General features: G+C 39.9%; 25 protein-coding genes. 15 read left to right on the top strand and 10 right to left on the bottom strand.

Annotated features, from left to right (window positions below; genetic code table 11):
* Positions 1-65: 65 nt before the first annotated feature.
* Together TES1_RS04950 and TES1_RS04955 are read right to left on the bottom strand one after the other, a co-directional pair.
* Positions 66-1121: a DUF835 domain-containing protein gene (locus TES1_RS04950; RefSeq protein ID WP_158505954.1), complete on the bottom strand. Its 1056-nt coding sequence runs from the start codon at positions 1119-1121 to the stop codon at positions 66-68.
* A gap of 50 nt (positions 1122-1171) precedes the next feature.
* Positions 1172-2227, bottom strand: a complete 1056-nt coding sequence (locus TES1_RS04955) for a hypothetical protein (RefSeq protein ID WP_042680763.1) — start codon at positions 2225-2227, stop codon at positions 1172-1174.
* Between the two features lie 124 nt (positions 2228-2351).
* Here TES1_RS04955 and TES1_RS04960 point away from each other — a divergent pair, with 124 nt between their 5' ends.
* Entirely contained in the window at positions 2352-3638 is a 1287-nt protein-coding gene (locus tag TES1_RS04960) for an AMP-binding protein (protein ID WP_042680764.1), read from the top strand.
* Positions 3639-3755: 117 nt separating this feature from the next.
* A complete protein-coding gene (locus TES1_RS04965) occupies positions 3756-5006 on the top strand; it encodes an HD domain-containing protein (RefSeq protein ID WP_042680766.1) in 1251 nt (416 codons plus the stop codon).
* On the opposite strand, the gene TES1_RS04970 is transcribed toward TES1_RS04965, so the two are convergent.
* Positions 4999-5958, bottom strand: coding sequence for a transcriptional regulator (locus TES1_RS04970; RefSeq protein WP_042680767.1), 960 nt, complete (start codon positions 5956-5958; stop codon positions 4999-5001). The two genes, TES1_RS04965 and TES1_RS04970, sit on opposite strands and share 8 nt — an antisense overlap.
* 57 nt (positions 5959-6015) lie before the next feature.
* Between TES1_RS04970 and TES1_RS04975 the strand changes: the two genes are divergently transcribed.
* Genes TES1_RS04975 through tiaS form a run of 4 tightly spaced genes read left to right on the top strand, consistent with a single transcriptional unit; the run spans position 6016 to position 9551 of the window.
* Positions 6016-6585, top strand: coding sequence for a GNAT family N-acetyltransferase (locus TES1_RS04975; RefSeq protein WP_042680769.1), 570 nt, complete (start codon positions 6016-6018; stop codon positions 6583-6585).
* 12 nt (positions 6586-6597) lie between these two features.
* Positions 6598-7683, top strand: a complete 1086-nt coding sequence (locus TES1_RS04980) for an AAA family ATPase (RefSeq protein ID WP_042680771.1) — start codon at positions 6598-6600, stop codon at positions 7681-7683.
* A gap of 12 nt (positions 7684-7695) precedes the next feature.
* Positions 7696-8274, top strand: coding sequence for a hypothetical protein (locus TES1_RS04985; protein ID WP_042680773.1), 579 nt, complete (start codon positions 7696-7698; stop codon positions 8272-8274).
* Positions 8271-9551 carry a tRNA(Ile2) 2-agmatinylcytidine synthetase TiaS gene (gene tiaS / locus TES1_RS04990; protein WP_042680775.1) on the top strand — a complete coding sequence of 427 codons (1281 nt, stop codon included), beginning with the start codon at positions 8271-8273 and terminating at the stop codon, positions 9549-9551. The genes TES1_RS04985 and tiaS overlap by 4 nt, the downstream gene beginning before the upstream one ends.
* A 16-nt stretch (positions 9552-9567) precedes the next feature.
* Here tiaS and TES1_RS04995 read toward each other — a convergent pair whose 3' ends face one another.
* The 4 genes from TES1_RS04995 to TES1_RS05010 form a co-directional block, all read right to left on the bottom strand.
* Positions 9568-10617: an FAD-dependent oxidoreductase gene (locus TES1_RS04995; RefSeq protein WP_042680777.1), complete on the bottom strand. Its 1050-nt coding sequence runs from the start codon at positions 10615-10617 to the stop codon at positions 9568-9570.
* 544 nt (positions 10618-11161) lie between these two features.
* Positions 11162-12304, bottom strand: a complete 1143-nt coding sequence (locus TES1_RS05000; RefSeq protein WP_042680779.1) for an amidohydrolase — start codon at positions 12302-12304, stop codon at positions 11162-11164.
* 255 nt (positions 12305-12559) lie between these two features.
* Positions 12560-13438 carry a zinc metalloprotease HtpX gene (htpX, locus tag TES1_RS05005; protein ID WP_042680781.1) on the bottom strand — a complete coding sequence of 293 codons (879 nt, stop codon included), beginning with the start codon at positions 13436-13438 and terminating at the stop codon, positions 12560-12562.
* A gap of 1 nt (position 13439) precedes the next feature.
* Positions 13440-13982, bottom strand: a complete 543-nt coding sequence (locus TES1_RS05010) for an adenylate kinase family protein (protein ID WP_042680783.1) — start codon at positions 13980-13982, stop codon at positions 13440-13442.
* Between the two features lie 136 nt (positions 13983-14118).
* Here TES1_RS05010 and TES1_RS05015 point away from each other — a divergent pair, with 136 nt between their 5' ends.
* Positions 14119-14337, top strand: coding sequence for a hypothetical protein (locus tag TES1_RS05015; RefSeq protein ID WP_042680785.1), 219 nt, complete (start codon positions 14119-14121; stop codon positions 14335-14337).
* A 45-nt stretch (positions 14338-14382) separates the two neighbouring features.
* On the opposite strand, the gene TES1_RS05020 is transcribed toward TES1_RS05015, so the two are convergent.
* Positions 14383-15600, bottom strand: a complete 1218-nt coding sequence (locus tag TES1_RS05020; protein ID WP_042680787.1) for a methionine adenosyltransferase — start codon at positions 15598-15600, stop codon at positions 14383-14385.
* A gap of 336 nt (positions 15601-15936) precedes the next feature.
* Here TES1_RS05020 and TES1_RS05025 point away from each other — a divergent pair, with 336 nt between their 5' ends.
* From TES1_RS05025 to TES1_RS05045, 5 genes are read left to right on the top strand one after another with little or no spacing between them, the layout of a single operon-like run.
* A complete protein-coding gene (locus TES1_RS05025) occupies positions 15937-16554 on the top strand; it encodes a translin family protein (protein ID WP_042680789.1) in 618 nt (205 codons plus the stop codon).
* Positions 16551-17132: an endonuclease V gene (locus TES1_RS05030; protein WP_042680792.1), complete on the top strand. Its 582-nt coding sequence runs from the start codon at positions 16551-16553 to the stop codon at positions 17130-17132. The genes TES1_RS05025 and TES1_RS05030 overlap by 4 nt, the downstream gene beginning before the upstream one ends.
* Positions 17119-17754 (top strand): DUF120 domain-containing protein, encoded by a 636-nt coding sequence (locus tag TES1_RS05035; RefSeq protein WP_084340021.1) that lies wholly within the window; start codon positions 17119-17121, stop codon positions 17752-17754. The genes TES1_RS05030 and TES1_RS05035 overlap by 14 nt, the downstream gene beginning before the upstream one ends.
* On the top strand, positions 17751-18275 hold the full coding sequence (locus TES1_RS05040) for a hypothetical protein (RefSeq protein ID WP_042680794.1): 525 nt from the start codon (positions 17751-17753) through the stop codon (positions 18273-18275). Before TES1_RS05035 ends, TES1_RS05040 begins: the two co-directional genes overlap by 4 nt.
* Positions 18276-18308: 33 nt before the next feature.
* Positions 18309-18518 (top strand): PRC-barrel domain-containing protein, encoded by a 210-nt coding sequence (locus TES1_RS05045; RefSeq protein WP_042680796.1) that lies wholly within the window; start codon positions 18309-18311, stop codon positions 18516-18518.
* 4 nt (positions 18519-18522) lie between these two features.
* Here the strand turns inward: TES1_RS05045 and TES1_RS05050 are convergent, their stop codons facing one another.
* The gene (locus TES1_RS05050; protein WP_265100808.1) at positions 18523-20004 is read right to left on the bottom strand and encodes a DHH family phosphoesterase; all 1482 of its coding nucleotides are present in this window, start codon (positions 20002-20004) and stop codon (positions 18523-18525) included.
* Positions 20005-20213: 209 nt separating this feature from the next.
* On the opposite strand from TES1_RS05050, the gene TES1_RS05055 reads away from it, so the two are divergent.
* Together TES1_RS05055 and TES1_RS05060 are read left to right on the top strand one after the other, a co-directional pair.
* Positions 20214-21083 (top strand): DMT family transporter, encoded by an 870-nt coding sequence (locus TES1_RS05055; RefSeq protein ID WP_042680801.1) that lies wholly within the window; start codon positions 20214-20216, stop codon positions 21081-21083.
* A 241-nt stretch (positions 21084-21324) separates the two neighbouring features.
* A complete protein-coding gene (locus TES1_RS05060) occupies positions 21325-21885 on the top strand; it encodes a CBS domain-containing protein (protein WP_042680802.1) in 561 nt (186 codons plus the stop codon).
* An 81-nt stretch (positions 21886-21966) separates the two neighbouring features.
* Here the strand turns inward: TES1_RS05060 and TES1_RS05065 are convergent, their stop codons facing one another.
* On the bottom strand, positions 21967-22554 hold the full coding sequence (locus tag TES1_RS05065) for an adenosylcobinamide amidohydrolase (RefSeq protein WP_042680804.1): 588 nt from the start codon (positions 22552-22554) through the stop codon (positions 21967-21969).
* Positions 22555-22659: 105 nt separating this feature from the next.
* Between TES1_RS05065 and TES1_RS05070 the strand changes: the two genes are divergently transcribed.
* Positions 22660-22953, top strand: coding sequence for a hypothetical protein (locus TES1_RS05070; RefSeq protein WP_042680806.1), 294 nt, complete (start codon positions 22660-22662; stop codon positions 22951-22953).

A 22953-nucleotide genomic window follows, 5' to 3' on the forward strand; every position in this document is an offset into this window, starting at 1 on the left:
GCATTATAATATTGATTACATCGGCTTTATAAGTTCTTGGTTGAATTAGTCATTGGACACCAATCTTATTGGCCTAATAACTTAGTCAATAATGCCCAGTTCTTTTCACCTAAAGCAGATTTCTCGGCAACTAAAATTAATGTGCCATTGTTGACTAGAACAAAGTCTCTCAGCTTGGTAAGGAATTTCATAACTGCCGATAGCTCATTGTAAACGAGAAGATATTCAAGACAGTCAATGATTATAATTCCAGTAGTATTGGCATCAGCAGCAGTTTTTAGGTATCTATATATGAGTTCTGTCATCTTTGCTAAATCCGTTGGAGACACTGCATTTTGTACTCCGTCTTTGAGAGCCGTGGTGACAAAAAAGTATTCCCATCTTTCTGGAACATTTGAAATGTCTCTTAAGAATGCTAGTACTGGCATATCCTTTAATTTCTCTTTTAGCTCCTTGTACTCTTCCTGATTCACAATTAGAACTCCAGGTTTAATATCTATTGTTATTTCTTCTACCTCTTTTGTTATTTCATATAACTTGGTAAACCGTGGGGATAAAACCAAACGTATCATGGCAGTTGTCAGCCAAACGATTAGGATAGTTGAAGCTGTGAGTCCAATTGGTGCATACCATTCCTCACGTGCAAAGAATGGATAGGGTAATAGGTGAAGTCCAAACAGGACAAATCCATAATAGAGATGTTTAGCACTCTTTTCATAAGTAGTAGTTAGGTTTTTCATAAAAATCCCTGCAAAGATTAGGAATGCACCTGCTATAAACCATGGACCTCCAATAATAAACGTCCATTCATTGATTCCTCCATACCATTTTAAAAGTATGAGGTATACAACAAATAATGGGGGGATTGCAGTACTTTTTCTCATTTGACTTAAGGTTACAGATTCCTTCTCCTCCTCTAAAAAGACTAACATCCCATAAGTGATCAATGCTCCAAATAGAGCAATAAAGAATGAATTCACCTCATGCATGCTAAAACCAGCTGATAATATTGCCAAGAAATCTGAAAGCCATGCAAGTGAAAAGATTAATGCAGATTTTCGTTTAGTTTTTAAATATGCTCGAAAAACAAAGATAGCAGCCAATATATCCAGACCAAGCACTAAAAAAACCTCAAGAGTAACAAGTAGACATCCTGAGAATGAACACTTTATCATATTATTTCCCTCCTTGGATTAGCAAATCCATCCCATCTGAACGGTTTCTTGGGAGGGCTCCTTGTTATAAGCTCGTTCTCTATTTTGACTACCAGTATTTCTGGTCTCGCTATTATAATGCCCGTGTAACCTCTCTCCCCGTACTTGGCGATTCGGTATCTTCCATCTTCGAGAACAAGAGGCAAGATTACTGTGAAGGGATAGTTAGGGTAATATCGTATTTCTTTTTCTGTGTATATCCCAATGGCATCGCCAAATGCAAAGTGTCCATAAAGCGGAATGAAAGTTGAATCTTCAAACTCTTTTTGATATCTCTTGAGTACATCAAGAGTTGTGCGAGTTCCACTCAGCATGATTATTTCCAGATTTTCTCTATATGGAACAAATATGTCCAGTAGCTGTACAGCGGTTCTTGTCAGGTTTATCTTGTCCTTTTCAAGGACTCTCTGGGAGTATTTAACTAGGGGCTCCAAAAACTTCATTGCACCCTGAATACCCTCCTTTTCAAGGACTCTCTTCAGACTTTCGGTCTCCGTGGCAATAAAATACAGAACTCCTCCGTATGACCACACCAGTTCACTCATCTCTTCCTGATACCAGCCATAGGGGCCATGAAGTAAAGCTCTCATTTGATGTGATTCATTGTACACATCGTTAAGTCTGTAAATTCTATCAAGAGAGTCCCTGAGATATTTAGTAAGAGCTTTAACGTACTCGTAATCCCAGTGACAGAAGGATCTTGGCCCAGTGGTCCCGGAAGACTGATAAAATCTTATCCTACCCTTGTATCCTCTTGGAAGAAATTCCAGCCAGTTAATCCTGAGTTCATTATCTCCAATGGGAATATTTGAGTTAAATATCCTTTCAATGGTATCTTCGAAACTTCCATTGAAGATCAACTTAACATCTATGTTATGTTTTTTACGAAGTTTGATCCAATAGGGACTATTATTAAAATGGAAGTGAAAAATATCCTCCAGATACTCAACGGTATCATCGGAGGAGATTTCAAGTGGATCGCCGTATTTATCATGGAAATCTTCATATTTCATAGATTCTCCTTCGTTTCACAACTTTTTAAAATTTTCGTATGATGTTCGAAGAGAGTTGGAATATTCCCAAATGTAATCCTAAAAATTTAAATATTTTTTAGCAATACTATCTAGGGTGGTTTTTATGGCCAAGTTCGTGGTTGGTAAAGCTGCCCCGGAACATTTCGAAGACCTCAGATATACTGCAAAAAAAGCTGCAGAGACTACCGAATACTGGAAAGAAAGGTTTTCTGGAATAGACATTGAAAGCATGACTCCGGAAACTCTTGTTTCAAATTTGAACTCTCTGTATATAACCCCCAAGAATCTCTACGATACTGAGAAGGTGTGGCCAGCTTACATCAAAAACTATGACATTTTCTACACCGTTGTCAGAACAAGTGGTACAACTGGTCAACCAAAGAGAATTCCGTATACCCTCGATGACAAGAGAAGGGTTGCAAGACAGTTCATCCCATGGCTTGAATACTTCGAGAAAGGGGACAGAATAGCCTCATTCTTCCCGCCTTTGCCATCTGCCTCGGGCATTATGGGATACGGGGCAGTTGAGGAGCTCAAGCTCAATGTAGCATACTTTCAAGTTCCAATTCAGTTTTTAAGGATGCCCGATATACTCTTAAATGAGCTAAGGGCAATCAGACCAACTCATCTTTTCTGCCTGACGACAACGGCATTTCTGCTTGGACTGAAGCTTCCGGAGGATATAAGGGAGGACGTGAGAGTAATCCTTGTGGGTGGCGAAACTCTAACTGAAGAACTAGCAAAAGCAACACTGGAGAACTTTCCAAATGCCATGATAATAGACGCACTTGGAATGTCCGAGGAGGGTGCTGTAGGATACAGGATCGTTACGAGAAAGAAAACAACGAACTTCTCCTTCCCAGAGTCGATCATAGTTCTGAAGAGCAATGAGGACGATGAATACAAAGAATACCACAAATTGTATGTAACAAAGGTCATGAGGAAAGGAGAACTTACCGGGCTTCCTTTGTTTAACTATGATGCCGGAGACTTAGCAAGAGTCGAAAATGGACAAATAAAGAGCATAATCAGAATAAATGATGCAATAAGCTTGGCTGGAGCAACACTGTATCTCGATCAGGTTATAAGTATTGTCCACAGATATCCATTCCTAGTTGACTTCGTGATCCTTTATTATCCACTCTCACCCAGCAATCCAAAGCCAAAAGCCATCATAAGAGTTGGATACGTAGGAGAAAAGCCCGCTGGAATTGAGGATGAAATCAGAAGCCTGATATACGAGGGTAACAATCCAGTGAGGTATGAAGTTGAGGAGTCAAAACAAGCAGAGCTTATAATTGAAGCCGTGCCGGCTGAAAAAGTTAGGGAAGGACTTCCACAAAAACCTGGAAAAACTAAGAGAATTTTCATAGTTGGAAAGGATATTTGACTTTTTTCTTTCCTTTGATCCCTAATTTCTTATGAAGACAATATTAGAGCAAGATAAATTGTCAAATTGCCAAAATCTATTTAAAAGCTCTTTCTGACATTCTTTCAGGTGAGATAAATGGACGGAAAGATAATCCATGACCCTATTCATGGGAGCATGAAAATTAAAGGAGTCATTCTGGATTTAGTGAAGACTCCAGAGTTTCAGAGACTTAGAAGCATAAGACAGCTTGGATTGGCCTATCTTGTGTATCCAGGAGCAAATCACTCACGTTTTGAGCATTCCCTTGGAGCTTATAATATAGCGAGCAGGCTAGCTCAAGAGGTTGAGCTTAGCGAGGACGAGAAAACTTTACTCGAAATGGGAGCTTTGCTTCACGACATAGGACACGGCCCGTTCTCTCACACATTTGAGCAGATTTACAAGCACTATGTTAAAGAATATGACCACATGCGCCTCGGTCAGAACATAATCCTCGGAAAAATAGATATCATTGATGGAGACATAGACAACAGAAAGTTCATTCCAGAGATAATTGAGAGTTATGGCTATTCACCAAAAGAAGTTGCTGACTTGATTTTGGGCAAATACGAGAAGCGCTATCTGGGTCAAATGCTTCATGGAGATGTGGACGTTGACCAGATTGATTATCTCATGAGAGATGCTCACTATACTGGTGTTGCTCATGGAATAATCGACATTGAGAGACTTTTAAAAGTCCTAAAAATTCATGATGGGCAGCTTGTGGTAGATGAAAAAGGAATTGAAGCAGTGGAGGGAATGATGGTTGCCAGAGCTTTGATGTATTCGAGAGTTTACTTCCATCATACAGTTAAAATTGCCGAAGGAATGCTGACAAGAGCTTTGGAGTTTGCTCTTGAAGAAGGTCATCTTTGGGACTTCTGGAAAATGACTGACTGCAGAGTTTTTGTGGAGCTTGAGGATCTCGAGGGCTATCCTGGTGAAATCGTAAGGCGCATTAAGTACAGGGACATATACAAAGCAGCCGTATTAGCAAGTGCAGATGAGCTTTCTGCAGAGGAGAAAAAAGAACTGCTAAGTGCATATAGAAACGTCAAGAGAAGACAAGAAATCGAGAGAAATCTGGCTGATGCTGTTGGAGCTAAAGAAGGGGAAGTAATTCTTGAATTCTCCATTGCCGATTTGATGCTGAGTGAACCAAGACTAAAAGCCACTGAGATTAATGTATTGCTCCATACTGGAGAACTGCAACCCCTTACAAAAGTGACTCCCCTAGCAAACGCATTGAAGAGAAGACAAACTCCAAGATGGGCTGTGCTTATTGCTTCACCGGCAAAATACGTAGATAAAGTTAGGGAAGTTTGGAAAAAAGTAATTTTCAGCTGAAAACTCTTTTCTTTATCTCTTTCTTCAACTCTTCAATCATCTCAATTAGCTCATCAGCATCTTTAATTTCTGAGAGAGCTTTTTTAGGTATCAGGGGAATCTCCCCGACGACCTCTGTTTTGGTTTTTTCCAAGATAAATACCCCATCACTCTGGATTACCTTACTAACTTCGTTGACCATTTGGGCTCTTTTCACAGTTGTCTTGGTTTTCCTCTGGTCTATCCCTGTTAGAATCTTAAACTCTTCTTCTTTTGAAATTGCATTAAATGGAGCTTTTTTGATTTTCACGACTCCCATTCCAAGGGCCTTCAATCGCTCAAAAATTTCCCTTTCAAGATTGTTCTCTGGCTTTACATCAAGCTTAGCCTCAACTTTTGCGTGCAGAATATCAATAGGCTTAGCCAGAGGCTCGTTGAATATCTCTTCTAATCTGAGGGCAACATCTAAGCTGACAGCCTGTTCTCCTCTTTCATAGTTTTGCAGGCTTTTTCTTGAAACTCCCAACAGCTCAGCGAGTTCGCCGATGCTGTATCCATATTTTTCCCTTAGATATCTGAGATATTCACCGTTTATTTTGACATAAAAGCCCCCTCTCTCGGCAAAAATTGCTGGCAGTTCATTTTCAACTATCACATCGTAGAGAGTTTGTGGGTTTAATGCATAGATTCCAAAGCGCTCGTAAACTACCCCCTCCTCAAGCTCATCGTTTTTGGTCTTGAGCCCAACTATCAGCGGTGAGGCTTGGAAGAACTTGGCTAAGCGCTTTAAATCTTCAGCTTGTTCCTTTGTAAGCGTGTCAATGTTCTGTAAAACTTTGATGAAGAGCAACAAGAATAACCTACTCGCTACTAAGTCGAAGCACGCACCTTTAAATTCCATTCTCGCTGTCCTAAATCCCGTGCCTCGCAAGATGCTCTCAACAACCCTAATCAATCTTTCCTTTTCTATCATCATTTATAAATAGGAAAAAGGAACTTAAAAATTTAAGGTGTATAACATGTGTATAACATGCAACGGCCTATAATCCTGAAAGGTAAGAGAGTCTCTCTTGGTGTTCTCTTGAGAGAAGACATACCGAAGGTTTGGTTATGGTACAATGATAGAGATGTGAGGAGATATCTGTCCTCACCAGATGCTGTGTTCTATTTTGAAGATGAAATGGAGTGGTACGAAAGAGTTAAACGGGAAAATGAAAAGCATAGAGTTTTTGCAATCGTTGAGAACAAAGGTAGTTCTCTCGTTGGAATTATCGGTGTTCATAGGATTGACCACAAAAATGGACATGCCGAGATAGGATACTTTTTGAGCAAGGAATATTGGGGGAAGAGATATGCAACAGAAGCCGTAAAATTAGTCTTGGATTACTGCTTCAAATGGCTCAATCTAAGGAAAGTTTATGCAAGAGTTTATGAGTGCAACATCGCTTCGCAAAGAGTTCTTGAAAAGAATGGATTTAAGTGCGTAGAGAGGCTAAGAAAGCACGTTCACATTCCAGAGGAAGGCTTTGCGGATGTTTTATTTTATGAGCTGTTTAAGGATGAATGGGAAAACGTTAAGAACATTGGAAACAACAGATAAATGGTGAGCAGAATGCTAATTGAGGAGATTATAGAGATCAAGGAGTTCAGAGGGATTAAGGAGCTTGCTGAACCTTTACTGCTTAGGAAGTTTAATGTCCTTATTGGGAAAAATAATTCTGGAAAATCAGCTTTGCTTGAGGCTTTGTTTTTGTTTCCACATCCTGAACGAATGCACCCTTTGCGCAAACAAGAAATAACCAACAAGAAAAGTAAAAAGCCAAATCGAGAACATTATGTTTTGTTCAACCTAGCTATAAGACGTCATGGGCTTAGCAGCCTTATCTATAAGTACTCGGGAACTGCAACGATCATTTTGAGGTGCAGTGAGGGAAAGAAGTGGGAGATTTCAATTAACGAAAGTGGAAGTAGTAAGGTCAAGTTGAATGGAAGATATCTCACATTAGATTCAAAAACAGACTTGCTGTATTACCAATCCGAAACAAAGAAAAAAATTAATATAATGCTCTCTCAACATCCAGATATCCCATTATCGTCAAGTAAACGTCTTATGACTAAAATCAGTACAATCTCCTTGTATTTTCCATATGATACAGATTTTATACGTAGTATTGATGAATATTTAACGAAAAACGAAAACTCACTCATGAAATATGGCATACATTCACGAATAGCACAGTTAGTGAGTCAAGAACTTGATGAAAAATTCACTGAAATCGTCCTTAAGAAAGATGGATGGTATTTAAGACGAGAAGATGCTACATATATTCATATCGATGACGTAGGTGATGGGCTCAAGAAAGCAGCTAGAATAATGATGGTTGCTGAGCTTTTGAAGCCTAAGCTCATACTCTGGGACGACTTTGACACATCTCTGCATCCATCCATGATCAAAATGCTCCTTAAGTGGCTCGCACAAGGAGACTGGCAGGTAGTCATAGCGACGCACAGCATTGACGTGCTTTATTACCTGGCAGACCTAAATGAAGAGCTTGACGACTTTGATGCTCAGCTCATACTCCTTAGAAAAGACCAAGAGGACATTCTGCATCATAAGGAGCTTAACATGGATGAGCTTGAGGACTTGCTTGAAGGAAACGTTGATCCGAGGATGCTCGTTGATGTTCTGAAAATCTAAAGGTGACCTCAGTTGAAAGTGGTCGAATCCCCATCACACAATGATAAAGTATTGGCTTTTGTAATAACTGGAGATGGTGAAACTGAAAGGAAAGTTCTGAAGTTTATAGCGAATAGGTACAACGGGAAAGATAAGGCTTTAGTTTTCCAAAAAAGCTCATTAGCAAAGAAAACAGGGTTAAGTGCCCTAAATGCCATTGATGAAGTGTATCGTCTGTCTGGATATGCCACCTTTCTGATTTTGCTTGATAAGGAGCACTTCACTCGTGAGAATCTTGAATACAAATTAGCCCGCCTTTTTGGGAAATACGAACTTAGTAGAACGAACCCATACATCATAACATCTGATGTTTTTAGAGTGTATCTTGTAGTTTTAGGACATAAAAAAGCCATAGAAGAGCACATTGCAAAACTCATTGAGCTGGAATTCAAAGAGTCAATACCACCAGAAAAAAGCGCAATTAAGACTTTTCTAAGGACTAATGGTCTTAAAAAATACAAAAAGTTATTTGAAACTGTAAAACTTGAAAACCTTGAGAAAGCTTTTAAACCCCTTGTTGAGGCTATAAAGCTCTTAGAGGAAGAAACATGATGCTCCACATAGGAATTGACGATACTGACTCACCAAATGGCATGTGCACGACTTATTTAGGGGCTCTGCTTTATAAGGAAATCTCAAGGTTAGCGGAGCCTTTAGATTTGCCAAAACTGATTAGGCTAAACCCTAACGTTCCGTATAAGACAAGAGGAAATGGAGCAGTTGCAATGAGCTTTGAAGTTGATGAAGAAGATGCTCCAAAAATTAAGAGGCTTGTTCTCGAGATGGTTGAAAAATTGGCTGATTTAACTCATGAGAACACGAATCCAGGTGTGGTGTTCTTAGAAGGTGAAGTTCCTGAAGAACTCACTAACTTCACATACAAAGCTATTTGGGAGCACGTAAGTATTGAAGAGGCAGAGAAAGTCGCCAAAGATGTTAATGTTGAAATTCACAAGTTCAAGTGTGGGAGGGGAATTGTTGGCGCTTTAGCTGCCATTGGGCATCCTTTAAATGTCTTCACCTATGAGCTTTTAGCATATAGAAAAAGAGAGCTTTGGGGAACTCCAAGAAAAGTAAATAGAGAGAGCGTTTTTGAAATGGATAAAAAGTTTTACCCGTTCACCTACGATAACGTTGATTGGGAAAAGCGCTCTGTTTTGATAACTCCTCACGGTAAAGATCCAGTTTTAGTTGGAATTAGAGGAATTGATGAGAATAAAGTTTTGTTGGCATTTGAGAGTCTAGTTTTTGAAGAGCCCATTGAATTCTATCAAGTCTTCAAAACAAATCAGAACACTGACGACCATTTGAGGTTTAAGCGCATTAAAGATCTGAAAAATTATGACAGCGTGATGATTAGAGCCAAGGTTGTAAAGAGCTATTGGGAAAAAGGGAGGCATGTTTTCATTAAGGTGAGCGATGGGACTGGAGAATTGAGGGTTGCAGCATACGAGCCAACTAAAGGATTTAGGAGATACGTGAGAATGCTGATTGAAGGGGACGAGATTATAGCGGCTGGGGGAGTCAAGGAGTTTGAAGGTGAGCTAACGCTCAACTTGGAGAAGTTTTATCCAGTAAAGTTAGCAAAGAGAATAGAGTATAGAAAGCCCAAGTGTCCAAAATGTGGCGGAACGATGAAGAGCAAGGGAGATTACTTGAAGTGCAAAAAGTGCGGTTATAAAATGCCTAAAGTTTTGATTCCAATTGAAGTTCCGAGAAAGTTGCAAAAGAAAATTTACGAAGTTCCCCCTGATGCAAGGAGGCATTTATCGAGGCCTTTAGTCCTACCTTTAGGCGAGGAGAAGATTTTGGAAGGTATTAATCTATAAAAAAGGAAGTAGAGATTCAGCAGTTTTGCCAAATCTCAGATCTTTGGGATAAGAGAAAGCTCCTTATGGATAGTACTCTTGGTCTTTCCTCCTTTGATATCAACCACTCTTCAATCTCTTTAGCAGCTCTAGTACCTTCTCTTATTGCTGCCCCAATGTTTCTTGGTGCAAGAACATCCCCAGCCAAGAATATTCCGGCATCTCTTAAAATTTTCTCGTTTGCACATATCAGCGCTTTTATTGGGGGTGTTGGGAACTGTCCTATAGCGTATACAAAGATGTCCGCGCTTAGCTTGAAGGTCTCATCTGTTGGAATTACTTTTCCGTTCACTAGCTTAGTTTTAACAAATTCTACCTCTTTAACTTCATCTTCTCCGAGAATTCTTGCAGGGGTAGCAAACTCTATGAAATTAACCCCTTCATTGATTAACCTCTTTATCTCATCCTTTGCATAGCTGTTCTCAAGCCCTCTGCGATAGACCATTGTCATCTTTTTAGCCCCTAGACTTTTTGCCTCTAAGGCAACATCAACTGCTGTATAGCCTGCTCCAACTATCACAACCTCCTTACCTCTCATCTCTGGAACAGCACTCCAAGGGATGTAGCCTATTCTCGCAAGTTTTATCTTGTAGAGTAATGTTAGAGCGTCCCATACTCCCTCAAGTTCAATGCCCTCAATTTTGAGTTTCTTCGGTCTCCAAGCCCCTGTTGCTATCAAGATAGCGTCAAAATCTTCCAGCAGTTCCTCCAAATAAACAACTCTCTCAACGAACTCATCACCAAGATCTCTCAAGTTATCATAAACGACTTTAGTTCTGAAGTTGAACTTTACTCCAAGTCTCTCCAAATCTTTAACACCTTCTCTCACAGTCTTTATTGGAATTCTTGATTCAGGAATCCCAAATGCAATCATACCTCCTCCTTCTGGCATCTTGTCAAAGACTTCCACCGGGTAGCCTTTGCAAGCTAAGTAGCCCGCAGCTGAAAGTCCTGCTGGACCTGCTCCGATAATTGCAATCCTCCCTTCTTTTGGCTCTTCCTTTTCTTTGCAGATGTAAAATTTCATTGTATCACCTCCAAAAGATAGTACTTTAATACACTTGAATGTCCCATAATGATCAGCTATGTGGAAAAATTTAGCATTTTTCGAAAGAAATTTGAATTTTATCCAGAAATTACCCAAAAATGAACCACTATTTTTGACAAAATGTAATATATTTCCAATTTTAAAGTAAAAATGACAAAATACATCGGGTTAAATTGATACATTAGTGAACAGAAAAATTGAGGTGTCAAAATATGCTCTCATGCCCAAAGTCATTCATTCTAAGATTGAGAAGATTGCAAAATTTAGGGAGTCGTTCTTATTCCCATTTGAAGCTCTTTTTGAAGTTAAATCCTCAATCAGCGGGAAGAAGTAAAGCGTGCTGATTAACCCAGGGTAGTATATAAAAATGTTGACCATCCCAATGTGAAAAGCGTTACAAAGTGGAGCCTTTCTTTGCTTAGCTTAAGCATAATTAAACTTTGGCGTAAATGATTTATAAGAGGAGAAAAGTGCTAAAACATTTTCTCAAGTTCACAAAATGTAAACAAAAAAGAAGAAAACATCAAACTTCCCATTCGTGAATCAGCTCCCCCTCAGCAAACACGTGCGTCGGATAGTTTTCCATGTGGAACGGGTCTCCATTCCAGACAACCAGTGAAGCCCATTTGCCCTTCTCGATGCTTCCTAAAATGTCATCTACTCCGAGAATCTTGGCATTGTTGTAGGTGATAATCTTTATTGCTTCTTCTTTGCTCATCCCTAACCTTATGAAGTGCCTGAGCTGGAGGTAAAGATTTGCCTGCAGAGTAACTGGATGGTCGCTCATAAGCCCAAAGAGGGGCTTCACTTCGAGGAGATACTTTGCGTTCTTCCAGTCTTCATGCTTCAGCTCAACTTTGTATGGCAGAGCATCAAATGGACCATAAACCAATGGAACTCCCTCTTTCTTTATCTTCTCAAATGTCTCTTTACTGTGAACATCACCAGCATGTTCGATGGTTATCTTAAGTCCAAACTTGCGCTTTATCATGAGCAATGCTGCTATATCATCCTCTTTATGCACGTGAACTCTCAGAGGTTCTTCCCCTTTTAAGACCGGAATCAGTGCTTCAACAGTTGGCTCAAGTTCCTCTGGCTCTTTCTTGCCTTTTTCAAGCAGAGCAATTGTCTTTTGTGTCTTTATGAGCCAATTCAGGAGAATTCCAATTGCCCCCATCCTTGTGCTTGGTCTTGTTCCTTTCCACTCTTTAGTTGACCTTGGATTGTATCCAAAAGCCGCTTTAACGCCGACATACTTCATGAATGCATCTTCAATGTCCCTTCCATAGTTTTTAATTAGAACAGCCCTTCCTCCGATAATATTTCCGCTTCCTGGTAGAACTGAAGAATACAGAACTCCAAATTCAATTGAGTGTTTGAAAGCTTTGTCATCCATGTAGATTGAATACAAAGCGTCAACTAAAGGCAGAACTGAATCCATCTGCTCATTCGCTTCTCCCTCTTGATATGGTTCACCATAGCGCTCCATTCCAATGTGTGAGTGTCCGTCAATGAATGCCGGCGTTACAACTCCTTCCGCAATTATTTCTGCATCTTTGGGCTTCTCTTTTGTGATTTTTTTAATTTCTTTGTCAAAAACAATGTACACATTCTTTTTGACATTGCCTAATCCATCATACAAAAGAGTAGCTTTCACTGCTTTCATAGCAACCACCAAATAAATTTCATGAGAGCGTTTAAATGCTTGTTGATGATTTAATTACATAATTAAACAATTATTGAATTCTGTAATTAATGCAAAGCAAGGAAAAGACTAGTTTTGCTGTTAAAGAAGGGGTGAAGCTCTATCACTAAGACTCTAGAAGAAAGCACTGCAGAAGTCAGAAGCCAAAAGAGATGCACAAAAAATGAAGTTAAAAGCAGCGAATATTTTTGATCAAACTTTGCACAGCAAAGTTTGTTAGAAGTACATGCCCATCTCCATTGCTATCTTCCTGAGCCTTTCAATTCTCTTTTGCGTTGGTGGGTGTGTTGAGAACAGTTCCGCAAAGCTTATTCCTCTGAATGGGTTTACGATGAACATATGAGCTGTTGCTGGGTTGCCGTCTCTGAGAGGTCTTCTTGAGACGTAATATTCAATTTTCTCAAGTGCTCTCGCTAATGCCCATGGTTTACCGCTTATCTTCGCTCCGCTTTCGTCAGCCAGATACTCTCTTGCCCTGCTTATTGCCATCTGAATCATCATTGCAGCTATTGGGGCAAGAATTATGAGGAGTACAGCACCTAAAAAACTTCCGGCATCTCTATCTCTATCCCTTCCTCCAAATCCTCCAAGCCAGAGCATCCAGCCAGCCCATCTGGCAATCATGATAATTGCTCCAGCCAAGACTGCCGCAAGAGTTTGAATAAGAATGTCCCTGTTTTTAATGTGACTTATTTCATGAGCTAATACTCCTTCAAGCTCATCTTTATCAAGAATTCTGAGTAATCCCTGTGTTACTGCAACAACCGCGTGTTTTGGGTCTCTGCCAGTTGCAAATGCATTTGGAACATCAGTAGGCACTATAGCTATCTTTGGAGTTGGAATCCCAGCTTCCCTCGCAAGCCCCTCAACTATGCGGTAGAGTTCTGGAGCTTCCATTTCATCAACTATCCTCGCTCTATACCAAGTAAGGACAATCTTATCACTGTACCAGTAGCTAAAGAAGTTCATGACTAAAGCAAATATAAATGCAAAGATTAATCCAGTTTCATTGCCAAGCACATAGCCCAATGCCATCAGCAATCCAGTGAGGAACGCCATTAACATGCCAGTTCTCAACCATAGGCCAAGTCCCATCTCACTCACCTCCTAAATTTAAGTATGGGATGACTTCATCATAAACCTGAGTCCAATCTACAATTCCAACTCTCTTTTTAATGCCCTTATTCAAAAGCCCCAGAATTTCTTCCACAACTTGATCTGGTGTTTTTCCTGTGGTATCAACCTCAATGACATTTTCATGCTCGTCAATGGCCTCAACTAAGCAAACATCAACTAATTCAGCCTCAACGTTCTCGCTTATCTTCTCCCTGCTGTAGCCTCTTTCCTTTAATCTTTCACCAATAACTTTTGGGTGCAGGCGAAGGATAATGACTTGATCAGCGGGCATAAGATGACTTAGATGTCCATCAAGAATGACATCCTTTCCTTTGAACTCCTTTTCAACGAAATATGCCAGCTCGTCAATCTCAATTTCAAGCTCATCTCCTTTAACCTCGCCTACTCCATGCTCAATTGCAAATTTCTTAAGGTCAACATACTTGTACCCGAGTTTTTCGGCTAAAAGTTTTGCAACTGTTGTTTTTCCAACTCCTGGGGTTCCGCTCACTGCAATTATCATTTTCTCACCTGAAATTAATTTAACTTTCTGGCTTTTTAAAGATATGGTTTGTTTAAGTTGATTGTCGAAGTAAACTTAGGTATTAAACGAAAATTTTTTAAAGAAGTGTGTGCTAATAAGTCCTTAGGTGACCCATATGGAGAACTTAAAGCTAATTCAGAAGAAATTAGAAGTTGTAAAGAAGCACAAAGAATTGCTCATGCTTGAAGAGGCTAAGCTCATTAGGATGATGTACCAAAGAAAAGCAGGGGTTTCAAAAAAGCTGGCTGTTGTTAAGAGAGAAAAATTTATGGCTTTAGCTCAAGAGGCAAAGCTCTTGAGAATTCTCAAGCAAAATGGATATCCAGCAGTTTAATATCCTTTACTCTTTGTAAAATTTTAAAATAAAAGCTAAAAGAGCTCAGAAGACATTCAGCTTGTCCTCGAGGATCATCTTTTGTATCTTTGTTATGTTAGCTAACCATTCGTCCGCAATTTCATAGGCATCCTTTTCAAAGCTCTCAACTTTGTAGCCCGGCTTTGGAATTACTTGAATGCTTGCTACTAAAGGCTCATCAATTGGCTTTCCAATCTGGCTGAGAATTCTGACATAAACCTCTTGGACTCCTTCAATCTGCTCGGCGATATCATTTGCAATCAGCATTGCGAGGAGGTTGTAAATCTTGCCAACGTGACTAACTGGATTCTTACCGGCAGCGGCTTCCATACTCATGTGTCTGTTTGGTGTAATTAATCCGTTAACTCTATTTCCTCTACCGACTGAACCATCATCACCAGCTTCAGCTGAAGTTCCGGTGACTGTTATGTAGTAGATATCCTTTTCTGGGTCATCAGCTGTATTCACGAAGATATTGACCTTTCTGTTTGTGTACTGCTCAACTAACTCCTTGACAGCGTCATAAATTCCTTGCTTGACTTCCAGATACTCCTTTGGATTGGCAACCTCGCTGTCAACAATAGCGGCGGCAATTGTAAGGTCTATCTCATCTCCTTTTCTAAGACCCATAACTTTGATGTCTTCACCAACAGCTGGCCACTTCTTTTTGAATTCCGGGCTGTTTAAGAGCTTCTCAGTCTCGAGGACAATCTTCTCCGTCTCACTAAGGGGAGCATATCCAACTCCAAATGAGGTATCATTAGCCAAAGGGATTGGAGTTTCTTTAGCTTTGTTAAAAACACTCACTAAATCAACACTTCCTTGTCCAATTCTTGAGTCAATAACAACATGCTCCTCAACGTTCAAGTGTCTGACTGCTTTTCTTAGATACTCTTTTGCAGCCTTTATGGCAACCTCGTGGACTGGGAACATCTCTCTATCAATGAACTCGACAGCTCTACCTGAAAGCAAGATGTAAATTGGTTTTATGACTTCACCGCCACCAAACCTTGGATAAGCCCTACCACCCACAACTTCAACTTGATCAGTGTTGTGGTGAAGTATAATACCATATCTTTTGATGTACTCCCTTGAAAGGGCTCTGCTGACTGCTTCTGCTATACCATCAGCTATGCTGTCTGGATGTCCAATCCCCTTTCTTTCAACTAATTCAACCTTCTGCATCTCTATTGGGGTTCTAACGAGCTCTTCCACAATTATATTTCTCTTTTTTTCTACCATGAGCATCACCCGTGAAGTTTTTCATGCATAGCTCTGAAGGTCTGCTTATATATTTTTCGGCATATCTTCGTGCTAAGAATATAACCAGAAGTTATTAAACAGAGAAATCCTTAAAATTCTAGGCAGAGATAAAACTAATGAGCATCCGACTCTGCCCGGTGGCCCGACCGCGGGAGCGTCCGGGCAGCGATGAGCGCGAGGGACGATGCCGGGCAGACAGGGCTTGGCCTCCGGGGCCGCTCGAGGAAAGCCGATAACGGCTGACGATGAAGGCGGTGGGATATGCCAAGCCCATACTTTTTAAGTTTTTCCTTCTAACAAGTTTTGGTGAAGACAATGAAAATTGCACAGATAATAACCAGAATCAGAGAGGTCCTTGATGAGAAAGATGGGCTGAGAGAAGAGGCTTTAAAAATAACGAGAGACATTGTTAGGCTCAGTGGAGATGCAATAAAGGCTCTTCATAGAGGAGATTTCGAGTTGGCTGAGGAGAGGCTTAACAAGGCTCAGAAATTGGTTAAAAACCTTAGAGAGATGCTCAAAAACCACCAGGATTTATATTTCACAGGTTATGTTCAAAATGCTCACCAGGAGTTTGTGGAAGCGATACTTTTTTACAGCTATCTGAAAGGTAAGGAATTTCCTTCACCAACAGAGCTCGGAATTCCAGAGGCAGATTATGCTCTAGGTATTGGAGATTTTATTGGTGAGTTGAGAAGATATTTCTTGATTCTGCTTATGAATGGGGACATTGCAAAGGCAGAAGAGGTTTATCATTTCATGGAGAGTATTTATGAAGAACTCATGACTCTAGAGTATCCAAAAGGTTTGGTAAACATAAGACAGAAGCAGGATCAGGCTCGCTATATTTTGGAAAGGACACTTGAAGACCTGACGAGAGCTAAAATAAGTAAAGCTTTGGAGAAAAAACTCGAAGAGGCTTTGAAGAGATGAGTAAGGCTAATGTGAATTTCAAAAAGATTGCTGAACTTCAAAGAAAGCTCAGCAAAGGGATAGTTGAAAAACCGTTAGATATTTCAAAAATTAAAACAATAGGTGCTGTTGACGTTTCATATAAAAAAGACAAAGCAAGGGTAGCTTTTGTCTTATGCTCTTTTCCATCATGCGAGGTTTTAAAAACCAAAGTCGTTGATACTAGCGTTGATTTTCCATATGTTCCAACATTTTTCTTTTTGAGAGAAACGAGACCCGTTTTGTTAGCACTTAAGGGAAAAAGCTTTGATGTCCTTCTGGTTGAGGGACACGGTAAGGCTCATCCAAGAGGCTATGGTTTAGCCTCCCACATTGGTTTGTTGCTTAAAAAACCAACGATTGGAGTTGCTAAGAAACCTTTGAGAGGTTATCCAGAGAGTTCCCTAATAAAAGTGGGAAAAGCTTATGTAAGCGTTGGAAATTTAATTGATTTGAACTCTGCAGCAAAAATTGTAGAGATGGTGAATGAGAACGGCTATCCGAAGCCACTTAAAATTGCAGATAAACTTTCAAAAGGTGCTGAAAATGAAAAAACTTAAATTAATTCTTCAAATTGCAAAAAACGGTGCAATTGGTGAGAAAACTAGAATCACTCTTAGGGAGCTAGCAAAAGAACTTGGGGTTTCTCCCCAAACTGTTTTAAGATGGCTCGATGAGCTTGAAAAAGATGGGTATATAGCACGTACAGTTGAAGGGAAGAAAACTTCCATTGAGCTGACTGACAAAGCTCTAAAGTATTTAGAGGAGCTTTATGAGGAACTTTCAAAGGTTTTGTACCAAGGAGTAATAATTGGTGAAGTTGTTTCTGGACTTGGAGAGGGGGCATACTATGTGAAACAGTATACTCCTCTAATTAAGGAGTATCTCGGATTTGAACCCTACCCCGGTACGCTTAATGTAAAGATAATATTTCCAAAGACTATTTTTGATGCCCTATGTAACGTTAAGCCAATCCTAATTCCAGGTTTTGTCAAAAATGGAAGAACCTTTGGGGATGTTAAAGCATACAGAGTCAAAATCAATGGAATTGAGGGTGCTATAGTGATACCTTCTAGAACAATACATCCTCCAAAGATCGCTGAAATTATAGCTCCTGTTTATCTAAGAAAGGAGCTTAACTTGAAAGATGGGTCAAGAATAAAGCTGAAGGTGATAGGATGAAGGAAAGAATCATGAGCATACTTGGTTTTGGAGGATTGGGTGTGACTTTAAGCTTTTTCTTAATTGTTTTGCTTTACCCCTCATACACAGCGATGGAAAAATTGATGCCTATTTACCTTGGTGGAATGCTTTTCGGTTGCATATTAGGGATTTTCAAAGCTAAACTTAATGCCAGCGGTTATGCATTCATTCTGGGATTTTCAATAACGGCAATGCTTTATTTAATATGGATGCACTTTCCGTTCACAATGGTTTATTCATTTGCATTTTTAGCTATAGTAGTCTTCGTTATGTGGATTGTTGAGTCAAAGAGTACACTAGATATAACAGTTGTCCCTTTCGCGTATTTTGGAGGATTTATCCTTGCAAATTTAATCTTTAGAAATGTTGAAATGTATAAGATTGAAGGGTCGATAATGAGTGTTGTTCTAGTTGGAGTTGCAGGCGCTGGAGTTAGTTTGATCATGGGGCTCTTTAGGGCATTTATGGAGATATCTCAATCATTCAGGAAGAAGATTTAAAAACAGAGAAGAGAATTTACTTTGGTGGTTGAGATGGTAATGAGACTATCAAAACTTTATGGGAAGCAGATATATAACACAAAAGGATACTACGTTGGCTATGTTGATGAAGTTCTGATTGATATTGACAGAGGCTACGGAAAGGTTTTAGCTCTTGGACTACCAGGGGAAAAGGTTGGAATACCCTACGATAGGGTCACAGCAATTGGAGATATAATATTGGTAAAGGCAAAAGAAGAGTAGTCTTTCAACTCTCCTTTATTCCTAATGCTTCTAAGAACTTTTCTGTTATTGCTTCTTCAGCCAGTCTAAGCAGGGAACTTTTGTCCTTTGCTAGTTTGAATATTCCTAGGCTAATTCTGGCTCCCCCTGATTGGGCATGTCCTCCTCCACTTCCTATCTCACCGAAAGCTTCTTTGAGAACCTTTCCAATGTTGACTCTAACATCCCTTGTTCGTGCAGAGATTTCTATTCTGTCATCCACTATCCCAAACACAAGAACTGTGGTTATACCCTCAAGCCTGAGAAGGAAATCAGCAGATTCTGCTATGGCATCTCTGTTTGTTATAAAACCCACATTTGAAATGACAACATTTTTGTATATCTTTCTGTTGAGAATTGCTCTGGCGAGAATTTCGGCAGTCTCTGTCGAGATGTCTGGATGCTCAATTTTATCGAGCAGCTCGTAGTTGACTTTCTCTGCTAAGAATTCAATGGCTTTTAAATCCACATGACTAAGTTTTGAAAACTTTTTTGTGTCGACATAAATTCCATAGAACAAGCCTGTAGATAATGTTTCATTTAACGGTAAATTTAGAGCCTTAAAGTATTCAGCGAGTATCGATGATGTTGAGTTGACTTCTGGTCTTATGTCTACAAATGCATCAGAGGGTAGTTTTTCTTTGAGGCTTTGAAGAATTTGGTGGTGGTCAATGATAATTTGAATATTGTTAAGATCGTCCTCTTCAAGAATTGTGAGATTGCCATTTGGCTGACAATCTATGAGGGCAATGAAAGGATACCTCTTGATCTCATAGGAACCTCTTGAAACTTTGCTCATGTCCACTCCAAGAACGTTTAGAAGAGCCTTATTTTCATGATGGGTTACTTCACCACCATACACTATATGAGCTTTTAATCCAAAGTTTTGAGCTATAGCTTTTAGTGCTGCTGCACTTGCCATGGAATCCGGGTCGGGGTTGTCGTGCATAATAATCAAGAGCGCATCCCCTTTCTGTTTGAGTTCTTGAAGCTTCTTAGCAAGCAGGTTTGCATTTTTCTTTTCGCCAAACATTTCAACTATCTCAACAATGACCTTGGAAATTGCTTTTCTTGGAGATACAGCATAATCTATTTTAACTTCAGTTTCAAATTCCTCTTTCATTTGATTTGCAATATCTTCTGGGGTAATGTCATCTGGAAGAATAGTAAGAATTGGGATTGTCTTGTTATTTGAGCGTATGACTTGAATGGTTCGCTTTATTGTTGGAACATCCATTGTCGTAATGATTGCCAAATCTGCCTTGTCTATATGTGCCTTAAGGAGCGTGGCGGTATATGAAAAATCTCCATGAACAACTTGAAAACCACTTTCAGCTAATGATTTAGCTCGCAACTCATCTTTTTCAATGATTGTGACCTCAAATTCTCCTTTCAAGGCCTCTGCGATGGTTCTTCCAATTGCACCCCCGCCAAGTATAAGCACTTTCATTTTTCTCACCATATCCATAATCATCAAACCTAAATCACTATATTGAACATTAGATTGAGTTTTAACACTTTTGCAAAAACTCAGCACTCAAGATCGTCATCATTGCATGGCTCAGTTCTGCCGAGATCATCACCCACTTAAAATGCTGTTGATTATAGGATTTATAAACTCATTTATGATATCTATCGAAACGTTAAATTTTTAAGCTAATTGGAAGACGAGATCACATGAACACACTGATGCTTGGAGTAACATTATCACTGCTGTCAGCATTTGGATGGGGGCTTTCATCGATACTGCTAAAGCTTAGCATGAAAAATAAAAGCGCTGTAACCGTGAATATATCAAGGCTCTATATTATCTCAGTGGTTTATGCAATTTTCTTTACGATAGATGGAAACTGGAAGGAGATACTGAATCTGACACCTCTCCAGTTCTTGATTGCTTTTATTTCTGCACAGTTTGGATTTGTTATAGGTGATTACTTCTTTTTCAATGCTATGAAAATTATGGGTGTTTCAAGGACAGTGCCAATAACTTCATCTTATCCTCTTTGGGCAATTTTGTGGGCCTACCTGTTTCTGGGAAGGAGCATTGATGTTCAAATTATTCTTGGAGCATTTTTGATAGTTCTTGCAATTATAATTGTAAGACAGGGAGAAATTGAGGAGCGCATGAACATGAAGGGGTTTATGTTTGCCCTCCTAGCGCCGCTGTCGTGGAGCTTTGCCATAATAACAATGGAGTGGCTCTCCTCTCAAATTTCTGCTTTTACTCTGGCTGGACTCAGAATGATGCTTGCTGCTTTAGGAATAAGTGTGTTCTTAAAGAAGTATGAAAGTGAAATAAAGGCAATTACAAAAAGAGAATTTGCAGCATTAACTGGAGCGGCGTTTTTAGGCTTGTTCGTTGGACAATATTCATTTGTAAAGGCAGTTAGTTTGGTTGGTTCTTCAATCGCAGCTCCAATTACAGCCATAAATCCAATCATTTCAGCAACATTGGCTATTCTTATTTTAAAAGAGCCTCCGAACAGCAAGATTTTGACAGGTTTAGTAATGGCAGTAATCGGTGTAGTATTGATAAGCACAGCATAAAGGTTAAATTTTCATCATCCTAATTACTACTGCCGACAGCGAGGGTACAATACCCTCGCAAGGGCTCGGTTGAACCCGCCTCCGCAAGGTATCGGGCTCGATGAGCGGAGTGTGCTCACGCCGAGCCTACAGGGCCGGTGCATCCGCCCCCGTGAGCCATGAGCGGGGTGTCTCTGTTGCCGGCCCACAGATTCAAAACTTTTATAATTCTCAAAGTCAATTTTAATAACTGGTGGTTATTATGGTAATTCTTCCTCGTCCAATTGATCCGCGAGAAATAAAGAGAATTAGAAAAGAATTGGGAATTACTCAAGAAGAACTTGCAAGAAAAGCTGGAGTAACTCAAGCTTACATAGCTAAACTCGAGGCTGGAAAAGTTGATCCTCGACTTTCAACTTTCAATAGAATTCTTGAGGCCCTTCTTCAATGCAAGAAAGCCCGACTGAGGGCTAAAGACGTTATGTCTTCTCCGATTATTGCGGTTAAACCCTATGATAATGTCGAGAAAGTAATCAAGCTGATGAACGAGCACAACATATCCCAAGTTCCCGTAATAGCAGGAAATAAGGTCGTAGGTTCAATAACTGATAAGGTTCTCGTGAGAAAAAGCTTAGAATATGAGGACATCTACGAGAGAAAGGCCATGGAAGTCATGGAGGAGCCTTTCCCAATAGTCAACGAGGAGGAGGACATTGAAGTTGTTAAGTATCTCCTTGAAGAGCATCCGGCTGTTATTGTGCAGAACAAAGAAGGTAAGCCCGTAGGAATAATAACCCGATCAGACTTGTTCCGACTTAAGTAATCAGCCAGCCGTCCATTCATCATCTCTCAGCGTCGGAAGGCCTCATCCCCAGTAGACTATTCCTGCTGCAGTTTTTAAGTTTTAATCTTTGATTTTCTCCCATTTCTTTATGCTATCCTCCAATGCTTTTCTAACAACTTTTCCAATGGACATTCCAATTTCAGTTGCAGTTCCAGCCCACTCTTCGCTTCCCTCGTAAGCAAACACTCCAATCCCATCGCTTGTTGTTCCCGTTGCGTTATAGCCAAGCTTCAGCAGGGTGTAAGTTTTTGCTTCTGTTGCAGTCATTATAGCATTTGCCAATGCTCCAATGGTTAGACCCTCATGTATTATGAGAGCAATGTTTATAGTTCCAGGCTTCCATGGCGGAGGATCATCACCCGCTATCGCAGGATTTGTTATTCCTGCCGTTATATATGCCTCAACTCTCCCGCTTTTTGCATGGGCGAGAACTTTTGGAATATCTGCTGCTGTCATAAAGCCTACAAAATTCTCTAACCCATTTTGTTTTTCAAAATTGAGGCAATCCTCTTTATAATTCCCATTGTAGTTCTTGTGAACCTTCATAAAGAAGAAGCCGTTAGCCTTGAATAACCCACCGTTATGGGGGGCATTGCTTAAGCTAAGCATCGGTTCTTTGAAGGGGTGAATATAGTGTTTGCCGAGCATGGATTTTAATACCCCTTTTCGTTTAAGAGCTTGACGATGCAAAAGTTTCGGAATACTTTTAAGTATTAGTGAGAAAAATGGATGATTGTATTGGGGGGTGTTAAAATGGATCCAATGGAAAAGATGTTTGATGAGGCCGCAAAGAATCCCAAGATGAGAAAAAAGATAAAAGTAAAAGCGATGCTTTCACTTATTCTGTTTGTTGTGTTCCTCTTAGCACTGTTTACTGCTATAGGCATGCTATGGGCTACAAAAAACGGAACGTTCCTCGGAATGACAAAGGCTCAAATCTTTGCAATTAGAACAAAAGTCGCCCTCATTATGAACATCCTTATCATTGCCCACATCATAGTCAACAGAAAAGTTTTCATCAAGGAACTAAAGGTTCTTTTTGGATGA

It is taken from the genome of Thermococcus paralvinellae (assembly GCF_000517445.1).
In the GTDB taxonomy this organism is placed as follows: Archaea; Methanobacteriota_B; Thermococci; order Thermococcales; family Thermococcaceae; genus Thermococcus_B; species Thermococcus_B paralvinellae.